General features: G+C 71.7%; 16 protein-coding genes. 14 read left to right on the plus strand and 2 right to left on the minus strand.

Features of this window, described 5'->3' with window-relative positions; translation table 11 throughout:
- Nucleotides 1-3: 3 nt before the first annotated feature.
- Nucleotides 4-411, minus strand: a complete 408-nt coding sequence (locus tag HD597_RS62895; RefSeq protein ID WP_253759052.1) for a DUF2795 domain-containing protein — start codon at nucleotides 409-411, stop codon at nucleotides 4-6.
- 77 nt (nucleotides 412-488) lie between these two features.
- Between HD597_RS62895 and HD597_RS62900 the strand changes: the two genes are divergently transcribed.
- From HD597_RS62900 to ettA, 11 genes are all read left to right on the plus strand, one after another.
- A complete protein-coding gene (locus HD597_RS62900) occupies nucleotides 489-1,568 on the plus strand; it encodes a GNAT family N-acetyltransferase (protein ID WP_253759054.1) in 1,080 nt (359 codons plus the stop codon).
- Nucleotides 1,569-1,648: 80 nt separating this feature from the next.
- Nucleotides 1,649-2,824, plus strand: coding sequence for a bifunctional cobalt-precorrin-7 (C(5))-methyltransferase/cobalt-precorrin-6B (C(15))-methyltransferase (locus tag HD597_RS62905; RefSeq protein ID WP_253759056.1), 1,176 nt, complete (start codon nucleotides 1,649-1,651; stop codon nucleotides 2,822-2,824).
- Nucleotides 2,825-2,893: 69 nt separating this feature from the next.
- Nucleotides 2,894-3,739, plus strand: a complete 846-nt coding sequence (locus HD597_RS62910) for a sirohydrochlorin chelatase (protein ID WP_253759058.1) — start codon at nucleotides 2,894-2,896, stop codon at nucleotides 3,737-3,739.
- 135 nt (nucleotides 3,740-3,874) lie between these two features.
- Nucleotides 3,875-4,945, plus strand: coding sequence for a nicotinate-nucleotide--dimethylbenzimidazole phosphoribosyltransferase (gene cobT / locus HD597_RS62915; protein ID WP_253759060.1), 1,071 nt, complete (start codon nucleotides 3,875-3,877; stop codon nucleotides 4,943-4,945).
- Nucleotides 4,946-5,078: 133 nt separating this feature from the next.
- Nucleotides 5,079-6,074, plus strand: a complete 996-nt coding sequence (speB, locus tag HD597_RS62920) for an agmatinase (protein WP_253759062.1) — start codon at nucleotides 5,079-5,081, stop codon at nucleotides 6,072-6,074.
- Nucleotides 6,075-6,153: 79 nt separating this feature from the next.
- Nucleotides 6,154-7,386 (plus strand): uroporphyrinogen-III C-methyltransferase, encoded by a 1,233-nt coding sequence (cobA, locus tag HD597_RS62925; RefSeq protein WP_253759064.1) that lies wholly within the window; start codon nucleotides 6,154-6,156, stop codon nucleotides 7,384-7,386.
- Nucleotides 7,383-10,313 (plus strand): dynamin family protein, encoded by a 2,931-nt coding sequence (locus tag HD597_RS66420; protein ID WP_308210949.1) that lies wholly within the window; start codon nucleotides 7,383-7,385, stop codon nucleotides 10,311-10,313. Before cobA ends, HD597_RS66420 begins: the two co-directional genes overlap by 4 nt.
- The gene (locus HD597_RS62940; protein ID WP_253759067.1) at nucleotides 10,310-11,932 is read left to right on the plus strand and encodes a GTP-binding protein; all 1,623 of its coding nucleotides are present in this window, start codon (nucleotides 10,310-10,312) and stop codon (nucleotides 11,930-11,932) included. Before HD597_RS66420 ends, HD597_RS62940 begins: the two co-directional genes overlap by 4 nt.
- A 467-nt stretch (nucleotides 11,933-12,399) precedes the next feature.
- On the plus strand, nucleotides 12,400-13,698 hold the full coding sequence (locus HD597_RS62945; RefSeq protein WP_253759069.1) for a single-stranded DNA-binding protein: 1,299 nt from the start codon (nucleotides 12,400-12,402) through the stop codon (nucleotides 13,696-13,698).
- An 892-nt stretch (nucleotides 13,699-14,590) separates the two neighbouring features.
- Complete coding sequence (locus HD597_RS62950) at nucleotides 14,591-15,757, plus strand: GGDEF domain-containing protein (protein WP_253759071.1); 1,167 nt, start codon at nucleotides 14,591-14,593, stop codon at nucleotides 15,755-15,757.
- Between the two features lie 357 nt (nucleotides 15,758-16,114).
- Nucleotides 16,115-17,779, plus strand: a complete 1,665-nt coding sequence (ettA, locus tag HD597_RS62955; protein ID WP_253759073.1) for an energy-dependent translational throttle protein EttA — start codon at nucleotides 16,115-16,117, stop codon at nucleotides 17,777-17,779.
- Between the two features lie 204 nt (nucleotides 17,780-17,983).
- Here ettA and HD597_RS62960 read toward each other — a convergent pair whose 3' ends face one another.
- On the minus strand, nucleotides 17,984-18,799 hold the full coding sequence (locus tag HD597_RS62960) for an MFS transporter (RefSeq protein ID WP_253759075.1): 816 nt from the start codon (nucleotides 18,797-18,799) through the stop codon (nucleotides 17,984-17,986).
- Nucleotides 18,800-18,949: 150 nt separating this feature from the next.
- Between HD597_RS62960 and HD597_RS62965 the strand changes: the two genes are divergently transcribed.
- The 3 genes from HD597_RS62965 to HD597_RS62975 are packed head-to-tail and all read left to right on the plus strand — an operon-like array spanning nucleotide 18,950 to nucleotide 21,050.
- Nucleotides 18,950-19,462: a VOC family protein gene (locus HD597_RS62965; RefSeq protein WP_253759076.1), complete on the plus strand. Its 513-nt coding sequence runs from the start codon at nucleotides 18,950-18,952 to the stop codon at nucleotides 19,460-19,462.
- A 56-nt stretch (nucleotides 19,463-19,518) separates the two neighbouring features.
- Complete coding sequence (locus HD597_RS62970; protein WP_253759078.1) at nucleotides 19,519-19,926, plus strand: Zn-ribbon domain-containing OB-fold protein; 408 nt, start codon at nucleotides 19,519-19,521, stop codon at nucleotides 19,924-19,926.
- Entirely contained in the window at nucleotides 19,923-21,050 is a 1,128-nt protein-coding gene (locus HD597_RS62975; protein WP_253759080.1) for a thiolase C-terminal domain-containing protein, read from the plus strand. The genes HD597_RS62970 and HD597_RS62975 overlap by 4 nt, the downstream gene beginning before the upstream one ends.
- Nucleotides 21,051-21,080: the final 30 nt, after the last annotated feature.

Raw genomic sequence — 21,080 nt, forward strand, 5'->3', positions numbered from 1 at the left:
CGGTCACCACCTCCGCTTCTCCACGCCGATGCCGAGCGCCTTGGCGACGTCGGCCATGTTCGTGTAGTCGCGCTCGGGCAGGGACTCGACCATGTCGATCACCGGGTCGGGCGCGCCCTCGCGGCGGGCGCGGGCCAGCAGCTCGCGCTTGGACGAGGGCCAGTGGGTGTCGCTCAGCCACTTGGCGAGGTCGCTGCGGACGTTGACGTCCCGCTGCGTCATGCCTTCGGGCACGCCTGGCTCGTGTCCCGGCGGGTAGGAGCTACGCGTTTCCTCACCGGGCGCCGGCATGGCCTCGGGTTCCTTCCACTCCTCGGCATGCGTCGTGCCGCCGCCGCGGACCATGCCCTCGGTCTCGTGCTTCTGCTCGTCGTCCAGGCGGGGCCCGTGCTTGTCGCTCCCACGTTCCATAATCAGCCTCACTCCCCTCAATGCGCCCCTACCCCCGCTTTCGTGGGCAAACATCGCGACTGTGTACCCTCCACAGCGTGTTCGATCCCGACGTGAGCATCGCCACGGAACGGCTTACGCTCCGGCCGTTCGGCCCCAAGGACACCCTCCGCATCCGCTCCATCGTGCAGTCCGGCGCCCGCTTCCTCCCGCCGGGCGCGCCCGACAGGGTCTCGGGGATCGCCCCCTGGCTGATGCACGGCGTGCACGAGCTGCGCCGCTCGGGCCAGGGCGTCCACCTGGCCATGACGGACGCCGAGGGGATCATCGTGGGAGCGATCAGCCTGTTCAGGACCTCGTGGAGCGCGGGCACGACCGAGGTCGGGTACGGCGTCCACCCCCTCTACCGGAGCCGCGGCTTCGCCACCGAGGCGGTGCGCGGCCTGACGGCCTGGGCACTCGACACCATGGGGCTGCGCAGGATCGACCTGACCGCCAGGCTGGACAACCTCGCCTCGCTCCGCGTCGCCGCCAAGGCGGGCTTCACCTGGGAAGGCGTGCTGCGTGACGCGGTGCTGGACGAGGACGGGGCGCACGACCTCGTCATCCTCGGCCTGCTGCGCCATGACAGGCGCCTGCCCGCCGTCACCCTGCCGAGGACGGAGCTGCGTACCCAGCGGCTGCTCCTGCGCCCGCAGACGCTCGCGGACGTCCCCGACCTGGCCGTCACCGGGGCGGACCCGCTGACCCAGGCGTACACGGGGGTGCCGCGCGGCTACGACGAGGAGCACGCGCGCGGCTACGTCGCCCACGCCGAGCGCACGCAACTGAGGGGCCTGGGCGCCGCCTGGACGGGCGAGGAGCTGGCCACCGGCCGCTTCGCGCTCAACGTGGACCTGCGCGACGTCAACTGGAGCAGCAGGACCGCCGAGGTCGGCTACATGACCGCCCCCTGGGCCAGGGGCAACGGGTACGCGGGCGAGGCCGTGCGGAAGATCGCACGCTGGCTGTTCGAGCAGCACGGCTTCAGCCGGCTCCAGCTCCGCGCCGCCCCCGCCAACACCGCCTCCCAGCGGGTGGCGGAGAAGGCCGGATTCGTCCGCGAGGGCGTCGCCCGCGCCTCGCTCGGCGGCCAGGACCTGGTCGTCTACAGCCTCATCCCCTCGGACCTGGCCTGAGGGGACACCGGACTGACCCCGGCACCCTTTGTGAAACCACCCCGCAGCCGTCACCCTTGAGGTGAGGACGGTGAGGCGCAATGATCACGGTTGTCGGCTGGGACGGATCCGAGCTCTCGGCCAAGGCGGTGGGCAGGCTGCGGGAGGCCAGGCTCGTCGTGGGCCCCGACGCCGTTCTCGGGCAGCTCCAGCTGACCGCGGCGACCGCGGCCGACGGGGCGCTGCTGGAGGCGCTCGACGACCACTTGGAGCACGGTGAGGGCCCCGCCGTCGTGCTCGCGGACGGCGATCCCGGCTTCTTCGGCGCCGTGCGCAGGCTGCGCGCGCACGGGCTCAAGCCCGAGGTGCTGCCCGCCACCTCGCTCGTCACCCGCGCCTTCGCCTGCGCCGGGCTCAACTGGGAGGACGCGCTCGTCGTCGCCCCGTCCGGCCCGCGCCAGCTCAACAGGGCGGTCAACGCCTGCCGCGCCCACCCCAAGGTCGCGCTGCTGGTCGCGCCCGGCGTCGGCCCCGGCGAGCTCGCCAGGGAGCTGGCGCCCACCACGCCGCGCGCGCTGATCGTCTGCGAGGACCTCGGCGGGCCCGACGAGCGCGTCACGCACAGCCGCATGGGCGAGGCCACGACCAGGCCGTGGAAGGACCCCGACGTGGTGCTCGTCATCGACCCGCTGCACCAGCCCAAGGAGCCGGGCTGGGTCGCCGGGGCGCAGCCGGGCCCGTCGGAGTGGGCGCTGCCGTTCGAGGGCGGGATGCCGCCGGAGGCGCGGGCGTACGTGCTGGCCAAGCTGGGGCCCCGCCTCGGCGACCTGGTGTGGGACGTCGGCGCGGGCACCGGCCAGATCGCCGTCGAGTGCGCCCGGCTCGGCGCGGCCGTCGTGGCCGTCGAGCGCGACGAGGAACGCTGCGCGAAGCTGCGTGCCAACGTGCTCGAACACGGCGTCAAAGTGGCCCTGACCAGGGGGCAGGCGCCGCCCGCGCTGGAGCCGCTGCCCGACCCCGACGCCGTCTTCGTGGGCGGCGGCGGCCTCGACGTGATCGTCGCGTGCGCCGCCAGGGGCCCGCGCGTGCTCGTGTGCGCGCTGCGCAAGGTCGAGCAGGTCGCCGCCGTGCTCGGGCGGCTGCGCGAGCAGGGGTACCGCGGCGAGGGCACCCAGATCCTGGTCTCCAAGCTGGTGCTCGACCCCGACGGCACCCACAGCCTGGCCGCCCGCGACCCGGTCTTCGTGGTGCACGCGACGCCCGCGCACACAGGGTGACCTGTTCCGCACAGGGGCGCATCGGTTATCCTCGCGTGTCTTTGTCCACCGCACCGGAGAACCCTCACGATGAAGCCGCCGCTCCTGCTGATCGGGCAGGGCTCCCAGGATGACGCCTACGCAGCCGAGTTCGGCAGGTTCGTACACCGCCTGCGCTGCCGACTCGACCAGTCCGGCGCCGACGTCTCGGGGGGTTACCTGGAGCGGGCCACGCCGCGGCTGAGCGAGTCCGTCGCCTCCCTGGTCGCGCGCGGGCATCACCGGCTCGTGGCGCTGCCGCTCAGCCTGAGCAGGCTGGGCGAGGAGTTCCCCGCCGCGATGGCGCTGGAGCAGCAGCGCCACCCCACGCTGATGTACGACTACGGCCGCCCGCTCGGCCCCGACCCGCGGGTGCTGGCGCTGCTGGCCGAGCGGCTCAACGAGGCCGCCACCGAGCTGGCCAGGCCGCGCGCGCTGGAGCTGGCGGGCGCCAGGCCCCGGCTGCGCGCCGTCGACTCCCCGCCGGCCGAGGACCTCCACCAGCACATCGAGCCGGGGGAGACCGCCGTCGTGCTGGTCGGCGAGGGCTCCACCGACGCCACCGCCAACGCCGAGGTCCACCGCGTCTCCCGGCTGTTCTGGGAGACGCACGCCTACGACTTCATGACCGTCGAGACCGCGTTCGTCTCCGTCACCCCGCCCGGGGTGCCCGGCGGGCTGGAGCGCTGCCGCCGGCTGGGGGCCAAGCGGGTGATCGTGGTGCCGTACCTGCTGTTCGCGGGGGGCCTGCTGGAGCGGGTGTGGGCGCAGGCGCTGGCGTACGGCGCCGGCCACCCCGACCTCGACATCCGCTGCGCCGAGGTGATCGGCGACTGCGAGACCCTGGCCGACGTCGTGATCGACCGGTACGAGGAAGCGCTCCAGCTCGTCCACTGACGTCTACGGCTCGTGCGGCTCTTGGTCGTGCGGCTCTTGGAGGTTCGGACCGTGATCGTTCGGCCCTTGGATGTTCGGATCGTGACGCTCGGCTCTTGGAGGTTCGGATCGTGACGCTTGGCTCTTGGAGGTTCCGTGTTCGCTGAGACGCTGGCGGCGATCCGTCCCGCCGACCCGGAGGCGCTCGCCGAGGCCCGCGCCCACCAGGACCGCCTCACCAAGCCGCGCGGCTCGCTGGGCGTGCTGGAGGAGGTCGCGGTCCGCCTGGCGGGCGCGGCCGGCGTCAGCCCGCCGCCCATGCCCGAGCCGGCGGCGCTGGCCATCTTCGCCGCCGACCACGGCGTGCACGCGCGCGGCGTCAGCCCGTGGCCGCAGGAGGTCACGGTGCAGATGGTGGCCAACTTCCTGTCCGGCGGCGCCGTCGCCAACGCCTTCGCCGCCCAGGCCGGGGCGTCCGTGACCGTGGTGGACGTGGGCGTCGCCGCCGACCTGCCCGACGCCCCGAACCTGGTCAACCACAAGATCGCGTACGGCACCGCCGACCTCTCGCAGGGCCCCGCCATGACCGTCGACCAGGCCGTCCAGGCGCTGGAGGCCGGCATCGTCGTGGCCAGGGACCTGGTCGCCAAGGGCGCGCGCTGCCTGATCACCGGCGACATGGGCATCGCCAACACCACCGCCTCCGCCGCCCTCGTCTCCGCCTTCACCGGCAGGGACCCGGCCGAGGTGACCGGCCGGGGCACGGGCATCGACGACGACACGCACGCGCACAAGGTCGGCATCGTGCGCGCGGCCCTGCGCGCGAACGCGGTGACCGACGCCTCCTCCTCGCCCAGCGAGGCGTTGCGGGCGCTGGCGGCCGTCGGCGGGTTCGAGCACGCGGCCATCGCCGGCTTCATCCTGGCCGGTGCGGCGCTGCGCGTGCCGGTGATCCTCGACGGCGTCATCGCCGGAGCCGCCGCCCTGGTGGCCGCCGCGCTCGACCCGGCCGCGCTCGACCACTGCGTGGCGGGCCACCGCTCCGCCGAGCCCGGCCACGCCGCCGCGCTGGCCCACCTGGGGCTGCGCCCGCTCGTGGAGCTGGAGCTCCGGCTCGGCGAGGGCACGGGCGGCCTGCTGGCGCACCCGATGGTGTGCGCGGCGGTACGCGTGATGCACGACGTGGCGACGTTCGACTCGGCGGGAGTAACCGAGAAGCCCGTGTGACAGACGTGACGACGTCCGGCCCGACAGGGCCTGTGCGATGGACGTGGCGATGCCCCGACTGGGCAGGAGTGACGGAAAAGCCCGTGTGATGATGGGGCACTGGAGGTAAGGCACAGTGTCTCGTTATGGACCCATGTTCGGCCCCGACATCACGTTCCTCGGGGTGGACCGCTGCGACGTGAACGACTCCGCCAGCTACGCGGGCGCCGACGTGGTGATCATCGGCGCCCCGTTCGACGGCGGCACGTCCAACCGGCCCGGCGCGAGGTTCGGGCCCATGGCGCTGCGCCAGGCCTGCTACCTGCCGCACGACGGCTCCAGGCCCAGCCTCGCGCTGCGCGTGGACGCCCTGCGCGACCTGCGGGTCCTGGACGCCGGTGACGTGGAGTGCTACTCCGGGGACGTCGAGGGCTCGCTGGCGGCCATCGAGGAGGCGGTGCACCGGGTGGCCTCGTCCGGGGCGATCCCGCTGGTGCTCGGGGGCGACCACACGGTGGCGCTGCCGGACGCGCGGGGGACCGCCAGGGCGTACGCGGCCGGGCGCACCTCGATGATCCACTTCGACGCGCACGCCGACACGGGCGACATCACCTTCGGCCACCTGTACGGGCACGGCCAGCCCATGCGGCGGCTCATCGAGTCCGGCGCCATCAGGGGCGATCGGTTCCTGCAGATCGGCCTGCGCGGCTACTGGCCCGAGCCGGAGACGCTCGGCTGGATGGCTCAGCAAAACATGCGTTCCTATGAGATGACGGAAATCGTGGCTCGCGGGCTGGACGAATGCCTGACCGAGTCGTTCCGGATCGCGCTCGACGAGTGCGACCAGATCTTCCTGTCCGTGGACATCGACGTCTGCGACCCCGGCCACGCCCCCGGCACCGGCACACCCGAGCCGGGCGGCCTGACAGCCCGGCAGCTCCTGGATGCGGTGCGCCGGATCTGCTACGAGATGCCGGTGGCCGGCATGGAGGTGGTCGAGGTGGCGCCGCCGTACGACCACGCGGACATCACCGCGTTCCTCGGCAACCGGGTTATCCTTGAAGCCTTGTCAGCGATGGCCAGACGCCGCAAGGACGATGAGGGCGGGCCTCGCTGGGATCCGCGGCAGCCCCTTCTTGACGGGCGTTGACCCGTGCGCAGCAAATGACACATGCGGAGCCGGTAGGTTTACCTCCTAACACAACCTTCGCGAACGGGAGATTCCCCCCATGGGTCCCTACCTCCTCGGCCTGCGGCTTTCCGGCCGCCGGGTCCTCGTCGTGGGCGGCGGCCGCGTCGCGCAGCGACGGGTGCCCGCGCTGCTAGAGGCCGGTGCGGAGGTCACCGTCGTGTCGCCGTCGGTCACGCCGGCCCTCGACGATCTGATCGCCGCCGGAAGGGTCACGTGGCACGCCCGGCCTTACGAGGTCGGCGACTGCGACGGGGCCTGGCTCGTACAGGCCTGCACCGACGACAGGGCCGTCAACACCGCGGTCGCCGCCGAGGCGGAGGCCAAGCGCGTGTGGTGCGTGCGCGCCGACGACAAGGACGCCTCGGCCGCCTGGACACCCGCCACCGGGCGCGTCGACGAGATCAGCGTGGCCGTCACCGCCGGCGGCGACCCACGCCGGGCCGCCGGCATCAGGGACGCCGTGGTCGAGGCCCTGCGCGACGGCACCGTCGACGCCCGGCGCAACCGCACCAAGCCGGTCGGCGTCGCCCTCGTCGGCGGCGGCCCCGGCGACCCCGGCCTCATCACCGTGCGCGGGCGCCAGCTCCTCGCCCAGGCCGACGTGGTCGTCGCCGACCGCCTCGCGCCCCGCGCCCTGCTCGACGAGCTGGCCCCCGACGTCGAGCTCATCGACGCCGCCAAGGTGCCCTACGGCCGGTCCCTGTCCCAGGAGACGATCAACGAGCTGCTCGTGGACCGCGCCAGGCAGGGCAAGTTCGTGGTCCGGCTCAAGGGCGGAGACTCGTTCGTGTTCGGGCGGGGCGGCGAGGAGATGATCGCCTGCGCGGAGGCCGGCATCCCCGTGCTGGTCGTGCCCGGCATCACCAGCGCCGTCGCGGTGCCCGCCGCGGCCGGGGTGCCGGTGACCCACCGGGGCGTCAGCCAGGAGTTCCACGTCATCTCCGTGCACGTGGCCCCCGACGACCCCAAGTCCACCGTCGACTGGCCCGGCCTGGCCCGTTCCCAGGGCACGCTGGTGCTCATGATGGCCGTCGAGCGCCTGGCGAAGGTGGCCGAGACCCTCGTACGCGACGGACGTTCGCCGGAGACTCCCGTAATGGTGGTACAGGACGGTACCCTTCCGACCCAGCGGGCGGTCATCGCTTCGCTTTCCACCGTGGCCGACCGCGTGTCCGCGGCTGGGATACGGCCGCCGGCGATCGTCATCGTCGGAGACGTCGTGCGGGTCGGCCAGGAGGTCGAGATGGTACGAGCGGAGCGCTTGCCGTGAACACGGCCATGGATGACGGGCGGCAGGAGTCACCCGGGGAGCAGACGTTGAGCTTCCGGGCGGTGACGGACGAGGACCTCGACGCCGAGGCCCGGGGCGACGACGGGCCTGACGGCGTCCTCGACGCCGCCCCCGGCGGCCACTCCGACACCGCCGCCGACACCGCCCCCGGCGGCCGATCCGACGCCGCTCCGGGCGGTCGTTCAGAGACCGCCGCCGACGCGGCTCCCGGTGGCCACTCCGACATGCCTTCCGGCGGCGGCCCCGACGGCCTCCACGGCGGCTCTGAACGCCTCGGCGGCGACCCCGGAGACGGAACGTCGGTGTGGGGCGTGCGCGACGAGGCCGGAGATCCGCGGGGAGGCCGGGACACCCGCGAGGAGCCGCCCGCTCGCCGGCCCTCACTCTTCGAGAAGCCGGCGATCCTGCGGCAGCCCCCGTCCGGCGAGCGGCCGTCCTCGATGTTCCAGCCGTCGCGGCCCGCCTCCGACGAGTCCTCACCCGAGCGGCCCTCACCCGAGCGGCCCTCTCTCTTCGTGAAGCCGGCCGCGCTGGGTGGGCCCGGCGCGGCGCAGGTCGCGAAGGAGGCAGAGGCCGCACCGTCACCGGACGTCCGTGACGAGGCCGCGTCCGAGCCGGAGACCACAGCCGATCCCGGCCCCCGACCCCATCTCGATCCCGACGCCGCGTCCAGCCCCAAGGCCACGTCCGACGCTGAGGCCGCTTCCGACGCTGAAGCCATGTTTCGCGCCGAAGCCACCTCCGATGCCAAGGCCACCTCCGGCGCCGAAGCCGCATCTGAGCCGGAGACTGCGGCCGAGCCCGAGCCCGAGCCCGAGCCCGAGCCCGAGCCCGAGCCCGACGCCTTCGGCGACTCCGACTTCACCGGCGAGTCCGATTCCGCCTTCCAGCCGGGGCCCACGCCTGACCTCGTCTCCGGGGTGGAGCTCGCGTCCGACCCCGAGTCGGAGCCGGACACCGTCCGCGATCCGGAGCTCGACACCGACCCCGAGCCGCGATCCGACACCGACGGCCACCCCGACACCGACCTGGAGCCGCGGTCCGGCACCGGCGGCCACCCCGACACCGATCCCGAGTCGCGGTTCGACAGCGACCCCAGTCCCGACCCGGAGGCGGAGTCAGACAGCGCCCACGCGGCCGACCTCGGCCCGACCTCCGAGCCGGAGCCCGAAGCCGAAGAACAGGGCGAGGAGCGGGCAGAGCAGGGCGAGGAGCAGCGGCAGCAGGGCGAGGAGCAGGCCCAGCCGGGGGAGAGCCTGGAGGAGCTGCCGGCCGAGGCCGCGGAGGCGCTCATGGCGGCCCTCGACGCCCTCCGCGAAAGCGTCGCCGACCTGCGCTTCGGCCTCGACCTGCCCGGCTCAGAGGAGGCGAGACAGGCCAAGGCCGACCTGCTGGCCCAGCTCGAGAACTACGTCCTGCCCCGCGTACGCACCCGCACGGCCCCGGCCCTCATCGTGATCGCAGGCTCAACGGGCGCGGGCAAGTCCACCCTGGTCAACAGCCTCGCCGAGAAGAACGTCTCGCGCACCGGCGTACGCCGCCCGACGACCGGCACCCCCGTCCTGGTCTGCCACCCGGAGGACCGCGAGTGGTTCGCGGACGGCGAGCTGCTCGGCGGCCTCCAGCGCCTCGACAAGCCGTCCCCCGAGGCCGGGATGGGCAGCCTGGTCATCGTCGCGACCGAGAAGCTCCCGCAGGGCGTCGCGCTGCTCGACACCCCCGACATCGACTCGGTGGTCGAGGAGCACCACGAGATCGCCCACCGCATGCTCGACGCCGCCGACCTGTGGATCTTCGTGACCACGGCCGCCCGCTACGCCGACGCCCCCGCGTGGAACCTGCTGCGCCTGGCCAAGGAGCGCGGCGCCCGCCTGGCCATCGTCCTGTCGCGGGTGCAGCAGCGTTCCGCGGACGTGGTGCTCAAGCACTTCGTCCGCATGCTCACCGAGTACGGCCTGGGCGACATCGACCGGTTCGTCGTCCACGAGGCGAAGGTGACCGACGGCAGGCTCCCCGACGCCGAGGTGACCGACCTGCGGCTCTGGCTGGCCGAGCTGTCGGTGGACGAGGAGCGCCGGGCGCAGGCCGTGCGCGAGACGCTCAACGGCGTGCTCAACAGCTTCCGCACCCGCGTGCCCGCGCTGGCCAAGCACCTGGAGACGCAGGTCGCGTTCAGGGCCGAGCTGCGCAGCGACGTGGAGGCGGCCTTCCTGAGCGCGCTCAGCGAGATCGACAAGGCCTCCAGGAACGGCTCTCTGCTGCACGGCGAGGTGCTCGCCCGGTGGCAGGACTTCGCCGGGTCCGGCGACCTCGTACGCTCGCTGCAGCTGCGCAAGCGCGGCCGGGCCGCCAAGCAGGCCCCGGAGCGGGTGCTGGCGTTCAAGGCGGCGATCCGCACCGGCCTGGAGTCGGTCATCGTCGCCGCCGCGAACCGCGCCTCCGAGGAGGTGGTGGCGCGCTGGCGGCACCGCGCGGAGCTGGGCGCCAAGCTCGGGGAGGACCTCGACCGGCCGTCCGACGACCTCATCCGGCACACCGGGCGGGCCATCGCGTCCTGGCAGGAGCACCTGGGCGAGCTCGTACGCACGGAAGGCGTGGCCAAGCGGTCGGTGTCGAAGCTGGTCTCGTTCGATCCCGAGTCGCTCGCCCTGATCTTCATGGTCGCCATGTTCAGCGGCGGCAACGGCGAAGGGGTGCCGCACCGGCTGGTCAACGCCCTGCTCGGCGCCGAGTCGCTGCGCGGCATCGGGGCCAAGGCGCTCAGCGATCTGCGGGCCAGGATCGGCATGCTGTTCGACGAGGAGGCCATGCGTTACGTGCACGCGCTCGACTCCGCCGGCATTCCCGACGAGTCCGTCGCGACCCGGCTCTACCAGGCAACGTACAACCTCGAGGTCGCGCGATGACCACCACGACCACCAGGCCGGGGCTCGCCCCGCGGCTGACCGCGCTCACCAAGGTGGTGGAGCTGGGCCCCGGGCGGCTGGACAAGAAGCTGCTCACCGAGGCCGGCGCGCTGCTCCAGCGGGCAGGCAACCGGCTCAAGCTCTCCTCCGAGCACACCGTCGTCGCCCTCGCGGGCGGCACCGGCAGCGGCAAGTCGTCGCTGTTCAACGCCCTGTCGGGGCTGGAGCTGTCGCCGACCGGCGTACGCAGGCCGACCACCGCCCGTACCCACGCCTGCGTGTGGGGTCTGGAGGGCGCGGCCCCGCTGCTCGACTGGCTGCAGATCCAATGGCGTCACCGTTTCTCCCGCGCCAGCGCGCTCGACAAGGCCGACAGCCAGCTCCACGGGCTGATCCTGCTCGACCTGCCCGACCACGACTCGATCAGGGCGCTCACCGACACGGAGGCCGACCGGCTCATCGGGCTGGCCGACCTGGTGGTGTGGGTGCTGGACCCGCAGAAGTACGCCGACGCCTCCACGCACCGGCGCTACGTGACGGAGCTGGCCGGGCACGAGGCGGTCACCGTGTTCGCGCTCAACCAGGCCGACAGGCTGACCACCGAGGAGCTGGCCGAGCTGGTCATCGACCTCAACGACCTCCTGCGCAGGGAGGGCGTCGAGCATCCGAGCGTCGTACCGACCTCCGCGGTCACCGGCCGCGGCATCGAGAGCCTCAAGAGCGTCATCGCCACCTCGGTCGCCCGGCGGCGCGCCGCCCTCCAGAAGCTGGAGGCCGACCTGCAGCGGCTGGAGCAGAAGCTCAGCCAGGCCATGCCCCTGGGGGAGGCGCTGTCGGCGCCCTCGGCGGTCGACGAGGCCCGCAGGATGGGGCTGACGGACGCGCTGTGCGACGCGGTCGGCGTGCCGGCCGTGGGCGAGGCCATGGAGAACGTGTACGCGGAGCGGTCGAGCCGGTGGGTCGGCTGGCCGTACCCGCGCTGGATCGGCAAGCTGCGCGGCGACCCGCTGAAGAGCCTGCGGCTCGACGACGTGAGCGACGAGATCCGCGGCATCTCCACCACCTCGGTGAGCGCCCAGTCGGCCGAGGTCACCAACGCGGTCCAGGCGCTGGCCGACGGCCTGTCCATGGGCATGCACCCGGTGTGGCGCACGTCCGTGCACCAGGCGGCCAGATCCCGCGCCGCCCAGCTCCCGCAGGCTCTCACGGAGGACCTCGCGGAGGTCGCGCCGCAGCTCGACCGCGTGCCGGGCTGGTGGCGGGCGCTCAAGGTGTGGCAGTACTTCCTGGTGGTGGCGTTCGTGGCCGGGCTGGCCTGGCTGGCGGTCGGCCTCCTCATGCCCGGCCAGCTCCCGCCGTCCCTGGAGCTCCTGGGCGACACGGCCACGCTGCCGTGGGTGGGGCTGATGATGGCCTCGGTGCTCGGGCTCGGCGCGCTGTCCGGCATCGCGTCCCGCAACTTCGTGGAGCTCGGTGCGTCCCGGGAGCGGGAGCGGCTGGAACGCGAGATGCGCCGCAGGGTCGCGGCGGTGGCGGGCACGATGGTGGTGGAGCCGGTGGAGCGGGAGCTGACCCGTCACCACGCCTTCTACACGGCCATGCGGGACCTCTCGGTCTGAGATGACGTGGGGGCGGCGCAACGCGCCGCCACCTCCCCGCGGACCTGCTTCGGTCGTCTCGGCTGGGAGCTCTCGTGTGTTCGAGATGTCTGAGCGGTCCGAACGGTGGCGTCGACATCGGCGCGGTCCAGGTCGGAGGCGATGCCGTCATGGCGCGTGGCCGCACCGCGGTGACGCTTGAGCCCTTGAGCCGGTCGATCGCGCACTCGACGACGTGGCACCGTGTCGACCACCAGGAAGTCGACCTCGTCGGACGCGGGAGCCCCGTCGCCCCGTGATCCGCGATCGCGGCAGTGGGGGCGCCTTTTCCACAACCTCGACCGCCCCCTCGCGAGGCCACCCACAGCCGCCACCACCCCTCGCCCCCTCATCCACAGAACCGCGTTCGGCCGTCCCCGTCCCCCTCCCTCCGCGGCACCGTGTTCCCCAGACCGCGGGCAGCCGGCCCGCCACATGGGAGGCACGGGATGAACGACATCTACATCACGCTCACCGGCAACGTCGCGGCAGAGCCGAGGCAGTACAGCTTCGACGAGGGCGTCAAGGTCACTTCGCTGAGGGTGCTCACCACACACCGCTACTTCGACAGGAAGACAGGCCAGTGGGTGGACGGGGAGAAGGTCTGCTTCGCGGTCCGCTGCTGGCGCGCGCTGGGGGAGAACGTCGCGGCATCCGTACGGGCGGGCCAGCCCGTGGTGGTGTCGGGCAAGCTGCGCATCCGTGAGTTCGGCGCCGAGGGGGACCGCCGCTTCATGCCGGAGATCGAGGCGAGCGCGGTAGGCCACGACCTGCGCTGGGGTACCGGCGCCTTCACCAAGCCGGAGCGGGCCGGGGGCGGGTCGGTGAGCAAGGAGATGCGTGACCGCCTGGACGAGGAGACCCGCGACTGGGCCATGGGCCCCCGCGCCCAGCGCTCCCTGACCCGCTCCGGCTCCCGCGAAGAGCCCAACCCGTTCCACACCACCGACGCCGGTGCGGACAGGATGCGTCCTGCGACCGCCGACGACGGCCTGCCTCCCACGTTCCTCCCCAACGACGGCTCCGCACTCGCCCCTGAGCCGTTCGACGGAACGGCGAGCACACTCAACCCGGCAACCGCCCCCGCCTCGGCCCCGGGCGCCGACACACCCCACCTCTCGGCTCCGGGCGCCGACACCCCTCACTTCTCAGTCTCGGGCGCCGACATGTCCCACGCCTCGGCCTCGGGCTCCGGCCCGGCGCGCCCGCTGGGACCGGGTGGGGACCCGGCCCGTCCGTTGGGGCCGGGTGACGACACAACCCGTGTGCCGGCCTCGGCTGGCGGCACCGTGCGATCGCTCACGCAGGAGGAAGGCACCGGTCGATCGGGCGAGGAGGCCGCACGCGAGCTGCGGTCGGCTGACGGCGACGTGGGCGTGCGAGCGCCGTCACCGGCCTCGGCATCGGCATCGGCATCGGCCGAGAATGCCGTGCGGGCGCTCGACCCGGACGACAACACCAACCAGACGGTGGGCCCGAATGACCAGGCCACGCCGGCGCCGACCTCCGACGGCGAGATGAGGCGAGCGCTGAGCCCGAACGCAGAGGCGACCCGAGCTCTGCACTCCGAGGGCAGCCCGGTACGGAAGCGGGGGCCGAAGGGCGCAGCTGTCCGAGCAGCGGGCGCGGAGGGCGGCACGGCCCGCAACCTGGGCAGCGACGCGGGCGGGAAGGGACGCGATGCGGGAGGCAGGAAGTCCGGCAGGGATGGCAAGCAGCTGACGATGCCGGAGAAGGCAGCGGCTTAGCAGCGAGCACGCACAGGGGGCACCGCCCGCCACCGCGGTGCCCCCACGCCGGTAGGCGCCTCCCTCAGTGGCCGCCTCCGTCAGTGAGCGCCTTCCTCGGTGAGGTGCCCCATGCGCCAGTGGGCGCCTCCGCCAGTGAGGTGCCTCCACGCGTTGGGCGGCCATCAGCGAGGCAGCAGGCCAGTGCGGTGCTGAGCCGTTGGGTGGTCCGCCGCGTTGCGGGTTGGTGAGGGGGATGCGGAGAAACCGGCAGGTCGCGACGAAGAAGTGGGAGAGGCGCGCGGGAGACGCTGGAAGAGGAGGCAGGGAGAAGCGGGAAGGGCCGCGCGGGAGAGACGAGAAGGGAGCACGTCGGAGAAGCGGGGAAGCGGGCACGGGGAGAAGCGGGCACGGGGAGAAGCGGGCACGGGGAGAAGCGGGCACGGGGAGAAGCGGGGAAGCGGGGAAGCGGGAGAGAGCGCAGGGAAGCTGTAGAGGAGGGGCGCGGGGAACAGTTGGGATGGAGGGGGGAGGGGGGCACCGGCCGGGTCCCGATGACACCCCGAGGGGCGGCCGATGGGTGTTGCCCGCGTCAGATGGCTAGAGCATCTGTCAGGTCCAGGTCACGCCCCGCACCATGGCTGCTCCTTTCCAGCACGGCTCCTTGTCACGGCCCGCTCATAAAAGCGAGCAGGTGTGGTCACTGCCAACGTATCGGTTCCCATCGCACATCGCACACTCCGCAATTATTGTGTTACACATCGTTAGTCGGAGAGGGGACAAGATGGCGGTGACCAGTCACGCATCGATCAAGTCTCGCGACGGTGTGTCAACTCTGGCCGACCGCTTTCCGTTGCTAGGGCAACGTCGGCCACTTGTTGTCTATTTGTGCGCGATTGTCGCTCTCGATCTTGTGGCGATCGTGGCGCTCTCGCTGTCCACCGTCTTCCAGTGGCGCGACGTGCTCACGTTCGCCGCGCTCATGGGCTGCGGCGCGGTGTGCATCGAGGCGAGCAGGCGGCTGGGCATGCCCGCCGGTGTGTCGCGTGACCTGTTGTCGGCTTGGTGGTTGCCGGTGGCGCTGCTCCTGCCTCCGATGTATGCCCTGTTCGCGCCTGTCGTGCTGCAGATACTGCTTCAGGTGCGCGTGCGGGCGACGGTGCTCTACCGCCGGGTGTTCAGCTCCGCGGCCATCGGGCTGGCCGGGTGTACGGCATCCATCGTGTTCCACGGGCTCGTGGAGGATCCATGGGTGCTGTCGCAGGGCAGCGGGCCGCCGATCCTCTACGCGGTGCTGGCCGCCGTGCTGTTCTCCCTGCTCAACATCGCGCTGATCGCCATCGCCGCGTACATCGCCAACCCCGACACCGCCTGGCGGGAGGTGTTGTGGGACAGGGAGAGCGTGATGCTCGACGTCGTGGAGCTCTGCCTGGGTGTCATCGTCTCCATCGGCTGCGGCCTCAACCTGGGCCTGCTCATTCTCGCGCTGCCGCCGGTGGTGCTGCTGCAGCGCAGCCTCCTGCACGCGCAGCTCCAGGCCGCGGCCCGTACCGACGCCAAGACCGGGCTGCTCAACGCGGCGGCCTGGCAGCGCGAGGCCGACACCGAGATCGTCCGGGCCCGCCGCACCGGCGACACCCTGGCCCTCCTGATCATCGACATCGACCACTTCAAACGCGTCAACGACGCCTACGGCCACCTCGTCGGCGATCAGGTGCTGGTCGGGGTGGCCTCCATGCTGCGCAGCCAACTGCGTGACTATGACGTGGTGGGCCGGTTCGGCGGTGAGGAGTTCGTGGTCCTGCTGCCGGGGGCCGACATCGACGAGGCCTGCCAGGTGGCCGAACGCCTGCGCGTCCGCATCGGCCACATGGCCATCCCCGTGGACGACACCCTGGTCAGGGTCACGATCTCGGCCGGGGTGGCGCTGATGAGCGTCCACGGTGACGACCTCATCGACCTGCTGACGGCAGCCGACCTGGCTCTCTACCGTGCCAAGGAGCTGGGCCGGGACCGCGTCTGCATCCCCGCCGTCCAACCCCCACCCCGCCCCCTCCCCAACGACCCCTCCACCCCGTAGCTGCCTTTCATGCCCCTTCTCGGCGATGCTCTGTCCCGGAGCCGCGTCTCGGCGTCCTTCGCTTCGACGCCTGCGCCCTGTTGACCCCCAGGGTTGCCGCCGCCGCTTCGCCGGTGTGTGCCGTCTGGCTGGACCGGCGGCATCGTTCCATCGCTCGCTACGTCGCAGGCAGCCCCTGTTCGTGCCACCGCCTGCCCGGCATGGTCGATGCGGCGGATCCGTATGCTGGCCGGTTCTTCGACGCGGCGAGTCGCAGAGAGTGCTTCTGCGGTGGGAGCGGGGTCTCGCCGACGTGGATGGGGGGCGACCGGGGAGGAGCGGCGGAAGCCTGGGTTGTGAGCCCCTAAGCTAGAGGGCATGCCGGAGTACATCTACACGCTGCAGCGCGTGCGCAAGGCGCACGGCGACAAGGTTGTGCTTGACAACGTGACGCTGTCGTTCCTGCCCGGGGCCAAGATCGGTGTCCTGGGGCCGAACGGCACCGGAAAGTCGACGCTGCTCCGGATGATGGCCGGCCTGGAGCAGCCGTCCAACGGTGATGCCAAGCTCATGCCTGGCTTCACGGTGGGCATGCTCCAGCAGGAGCCGCCGCTCAACGAGGAGAAGACCGTCCTCGGCAACGTGCAGGAGGGCGTCGCCGAGACGATGGCGATGCTCCAGCGCTACAACGACATCGCCGAGCAGATGGCCACCGACTACAGCGACGAGTTGCTGAACGAGATGGGCAAGCTGCAGGAGCAGCTCGAGCACCGCAACGCGTGGGATCTCGACAGCCAGCTCGAGCAGGCCATGGACGCGCTGCGCTGCCCGCCGCCCGACGCCGAGGTGAGCAAGCTGTCCGGTGGTGAGCGCCGCCGGGTCGCGCTGTGCAAGCTGCTGCTGGAGGCGCCCGACCTGCTGCTGCTCGACGAGCCCACCAACCACCTCGACGCCGAGAGCGTGCAGTGGCTGGAGTCGCACCTGGAGAAGTACGCGGGCACGGTGCTGGCCGTCACCCACGACCGGTACTTCCTCGACAACGTCGCCACCTGGATCCTCGAGCTCGACCGGGGCCGGTGCTACCCGTACGAGGGCAACTACTCCACCTACCTCGACATGAAGGCGCAGCGGCTCAAGGTCGAGGGCCAGAAGGACGCCAAGCGCAAGAAGCGCCTGGAGGAGGAGCTGGAGTGGGTCCGGTCGAACCCGAAGGCTCGCCAGACCAAGAGCAAGGCCCGACTCCAGCGGTACGAGGAGATGGCGGCCGAGGCCGACAAGTTCCGCAAGCTGGACTTCGAGGAGATCCAGATCCCGCCGGGCCCGCGCCTGGGCACCACGGTGATCAAGGCCGACGATCTCACCAAGGGCTTCGGCGAGCGGCTGCTCATGGAGAACCTGACGTTCGACCTGCCGCGTAACGGCATCGTCGGCGTCATCGGCCCGAACGGCGTCGGCAAGACCACGCTGTTCCGCATGATCACCGGCGGGGAGACCCCCGACACGGGCTCGATCGTCATCGGCGACACCGTGAAGATCTCCTACGCCGACCAGAGCCGGGGCGGCATCGACCCGACCAAGAACGTCTGGGAGGTCGTCTCCGACGGGCTCGACCACATCAAGGTCGGCAACGTGGAGATGCCGTCGCGGGCGTACATCGCGGCGTTCGGGTTCAAGGGCCCCGACCAGCAGAAGAAGGCCGGCGTGCTGTCCGGCGGCGAGCGCAACCGCCTCAACCTGGCGCTCACGCTCAAGCAGGGCGGCAACGTGCTGCTGCTGGACGAGCCCACCAACGACCTCGACACCGAGACCCTGTCGTCGCTGGAGAACGCGCTGCTCGACTTCCCGGGCTGCGCCGTGATCACCTCGCACGACCGGTGGTTCCTCGACCGCATCGCGACCCACATCCTGGCCTGGGAGGAAGGGTCGAACTGGTTCTGGTTCGAGGGCAACTACGCGGACTACGAGAAGAACAAGATCGAGCGGCTGGGTGCCGACGCGGCGCGTCCGCACCGGGTGACCTACCGGAAGCTGCACCGCGACTGATCGGCTGAGGCCGGCTGACAACCCGTGGATCATGCCCTCGGCGGCATGGTCCACGGGTTGTCCGCATGTACGGCTGTGCTGCTGGATGACAGCGCAGAGAGCTGTGCGGTTGGACGGTGGCGGTGCGTGCTGCGTGGGCTGTGCAGACTGGACGGCTGCGAACCTGAACGGCTGGGTTGCTGGTGGGTGGGCTGAAATGGCTGTTCAGGGATTGGTCAGAGCGGGCTGCGCTGCGGCAGGGTGCTGATCGTGCCCGGTGCGGCGAGCGAGCGCGACCACGGACCCGAGCGTGAGGACGAGCAGCGCGATGTAGTACCCCACGACGGGCACGAACAGCGAGCGCACGCGGGCCGGCTGCGTCAGGTCCACCACGTCGGCGCCGGCCCGCTCGGTGTGCTGGATCCTGGCGCGCAGCTCGGGGGAGAGGTCGGCGATGTTGAACGCGATGACCGCCGAGATGACCAGCGAGAAGCAGCCCATGATGACGAACTGCGAGCGCCACGAGTCGTTGAAGATCGGCAGCGTCCATCCGGCGACGGCGGCGGCCAGGAAGTTCGCTCCGACGGGGCCCCAGGTCCAGAAGCCGAACGCCTGGGCCCGTCCCAGGCGCGGGGAGAAGTCGCGGATCAGTGGTGCGGTGCTGGCCATGGCCACGCCGTCCACGAACGCCAGCACGATCCTGGCGATCAGCAGGTCGCGGGGGCTGTGCACGAGCGTCATGGCGAAGCAGCAGACGGCCGTCAGCGCCATGAGCGGAATGAGCAGCCGGACCCGGCCGAGCCGGTCGGTGAGCCGGCCGCCGAGGACGGAGGCGATCGCGCCGGCCACGGCGGCGGTGCCTGACACGGCGCCGTACGTGGTCAGCGTCATGTCGAGGTCCTTGAGGAGCAGGGGGACGACGGGCGCGATCTGCCCCTCGTAGAAGCCGATGAGGATGGCCGGCACGGCCATCGCGAGGATCTTCATGCGGCGGGCGCCGGTCGGGTGCTCGTCGAGCTCGCGGACGTAGGACAGCCTCATGGCCAACCTTTCCGCTCGGGCCGGGCCCCCTACGTTCTAGAAGTGCACTCTAGAATTCCTTTCTGCGACGCTGCTCCTCACATCGAGTACCCGTCAGGGTGAGTGGCTAGAATGAAATTCTAGGATTCCGAATGTGTGAGGAGCCCCCGCGTGGACCTGGAACTGGACGGGCTGGAAGTGCACTTCGACCACACGGCGGTGGCCGCGCCCCGGATCAGGGATCTGCTGCCGATCTACCGTGACCTGCTCGGCGGCCGTCACCTGGGCGGCGGTGGCGACAACCGGATCGCCGGCTACCGGACCTTCCAGCTCACCTACGGCAACGGCAACAAGGTCGAGCTCATGGAGCCGCTGGCCGGATCCACGTTCTTCGACAGCTTCTTCGAGCTCACGAGGGGCCGCGGCGGCGTGCACCACCTGAACTTCCACGTCGACGACCTGGGCGCGGCCGTGGCCAGGCTGACCGGGCGCGGCTTCCGCCTGCACGGCCTCAACCGCTCCGACGTGCGCTGGCAGGAGGTGTTCCTGCACCCCAAGGAGGCGCACGGCGTGCTGATCCAGCTCGCCCAGCCGGGGTCGCGCGACCCGGGGGAGCCGCGTCCGAGCCTGGAGGAGGTGCTGGCCGGGCGAGGCAGGAACGGCAACGGCATCCCCAGCCCTTGAGCCCCGGCAGAACCTAGATCTAGAGTGTGATTCTAGAACTAGGATTGGGGAGGCCGATGAAGCCGGCACCTAAGCCCACACCGGAGACCCAGCCGTTCTGGGACGGCACGGCCGCGGGCGAGCTCGGGATCCAGCGCTGCAAACCGTGCGCGCGGCACTACTTCTACCCGCGGCCGAGCTGCCCCCGCTGCGGCGGCGACGAGGTCGAATGGGTGCGCGCCAGCGGTCGCGCCACCCTGTACTCCTACGTGATCAACCACCGTCCGGCGCCCGGCTTCGAGGACGAGGCCCCGTACGCCATCGCCGTCGTCGAGCTGGAGGAAGGCGTGCGCATGATGACGAACCTCGTCGGCGTGCCGAACACCCCCGAACACCTGGAGCTGGACATGGAGCTCCAGGTGGTGTTCGAGCGGCGCGGGGACGTCAGCGTGCCGCTCTTCGAGCCCGCCGGAGGCGCAGCATGAACATCGTGATCGCCGGCGCCGCCGAGACCGACGAGGTGGGCCGCCTGCCCGGTCACTCCACGATGCAACTGCACCTGGAGGCCGCCAGGAACGCCCTGGCCGACGCCGGCATGACCATCCACGACATCGACGGAGTCGCCACGGTCGGCACCCCCGGCCCGATCCAGATCGCCCACGCCCTCGGCATCACGCCCGCGTGGCTGGACGGCACGGGAGTGGGCGGCTCGTCGTTCCTCTTCCACGTCCGCCACGCGGCCGCCGCCGTCAAGGCGGGGCTGTGTCACACCGTGCTGATCACCCATGGGGAGTCGGGGCGGTCGCGGGTCGGGGCCGGGCGGTTCGGACTGGGGGCCGACTCGCTGCTGGGGCAGTTCGAGCTGCCGTACGGGGTGGTCGGGCCGCCCACCTCGTTCACCATCACGGCGCTGCGCTACATGAAGGAGACCGGCCTCACGCACGAGCAGCTCGCCGAGGTCGCGGTGGCGCAGCGGCGGTGGGCGCACCGCAACCCGCGGGCCATGTACCGCGACCTCGTCACCGTCGAGGACGTGCTCGCGTCACGGCTGGTCGCCTACCCGTTCCACCTGCTGGAGTGCTGCCTGGTGACCGACGGCGGCGGCGCGCTGATCGTCACCTCCGCCGAACGCGCCCGCCGCTCCCCGGTCCACCTGCTCGGCTCGGGCGAGGCCGCCGAGTCGCCGATCATCTCGCAGATGGAGGACTTCACCACCTCCAAGGGCTTCCGCCTGTCGGGCGAGGCCGCGTTCGCCGAGGCCAAGATCACGCACGAGGACGTCGACCACCTCATGGTGTACGACGCCTTCGCCCACGTGCCCATCTACGGCCTGGAGGACCTGGGCTTCGTCGGCCGGGGCGAGGCCGGCGCGTTCATCGCGGAGGGGCACACCTCGCCCGGCGGCCGGTTGCCGCTGAACACCAACGGCGGCGGCCTGTCGTACACGCACACCGGCATGTACGGCATGTTCGCCATCCAGGAGTCGGTACGCCAGCTCCGCGGCGAGGCGGCGGCCCAGGTGCCGGACGTGGAGGTGAGCGTGGTGCTGGGCAACGGCGGCATGTTCGCCTCGGCCGCGACCCTGGTGCTGGCCAACCGCCTGCCCTGAGCCGGTGGCACGGGATGGAACGCCTTCCTG

This window comes from Nonomuraea thailandensis (assembly GCF_024172165.1).
Classification (GTDB): domain Bacteria; phylum Actinomycetota; class Actinomycetes; order Streptosporangiales; family Streptosporangiaceae; genus Nonomuraea; species Nonomuraea thailandensis.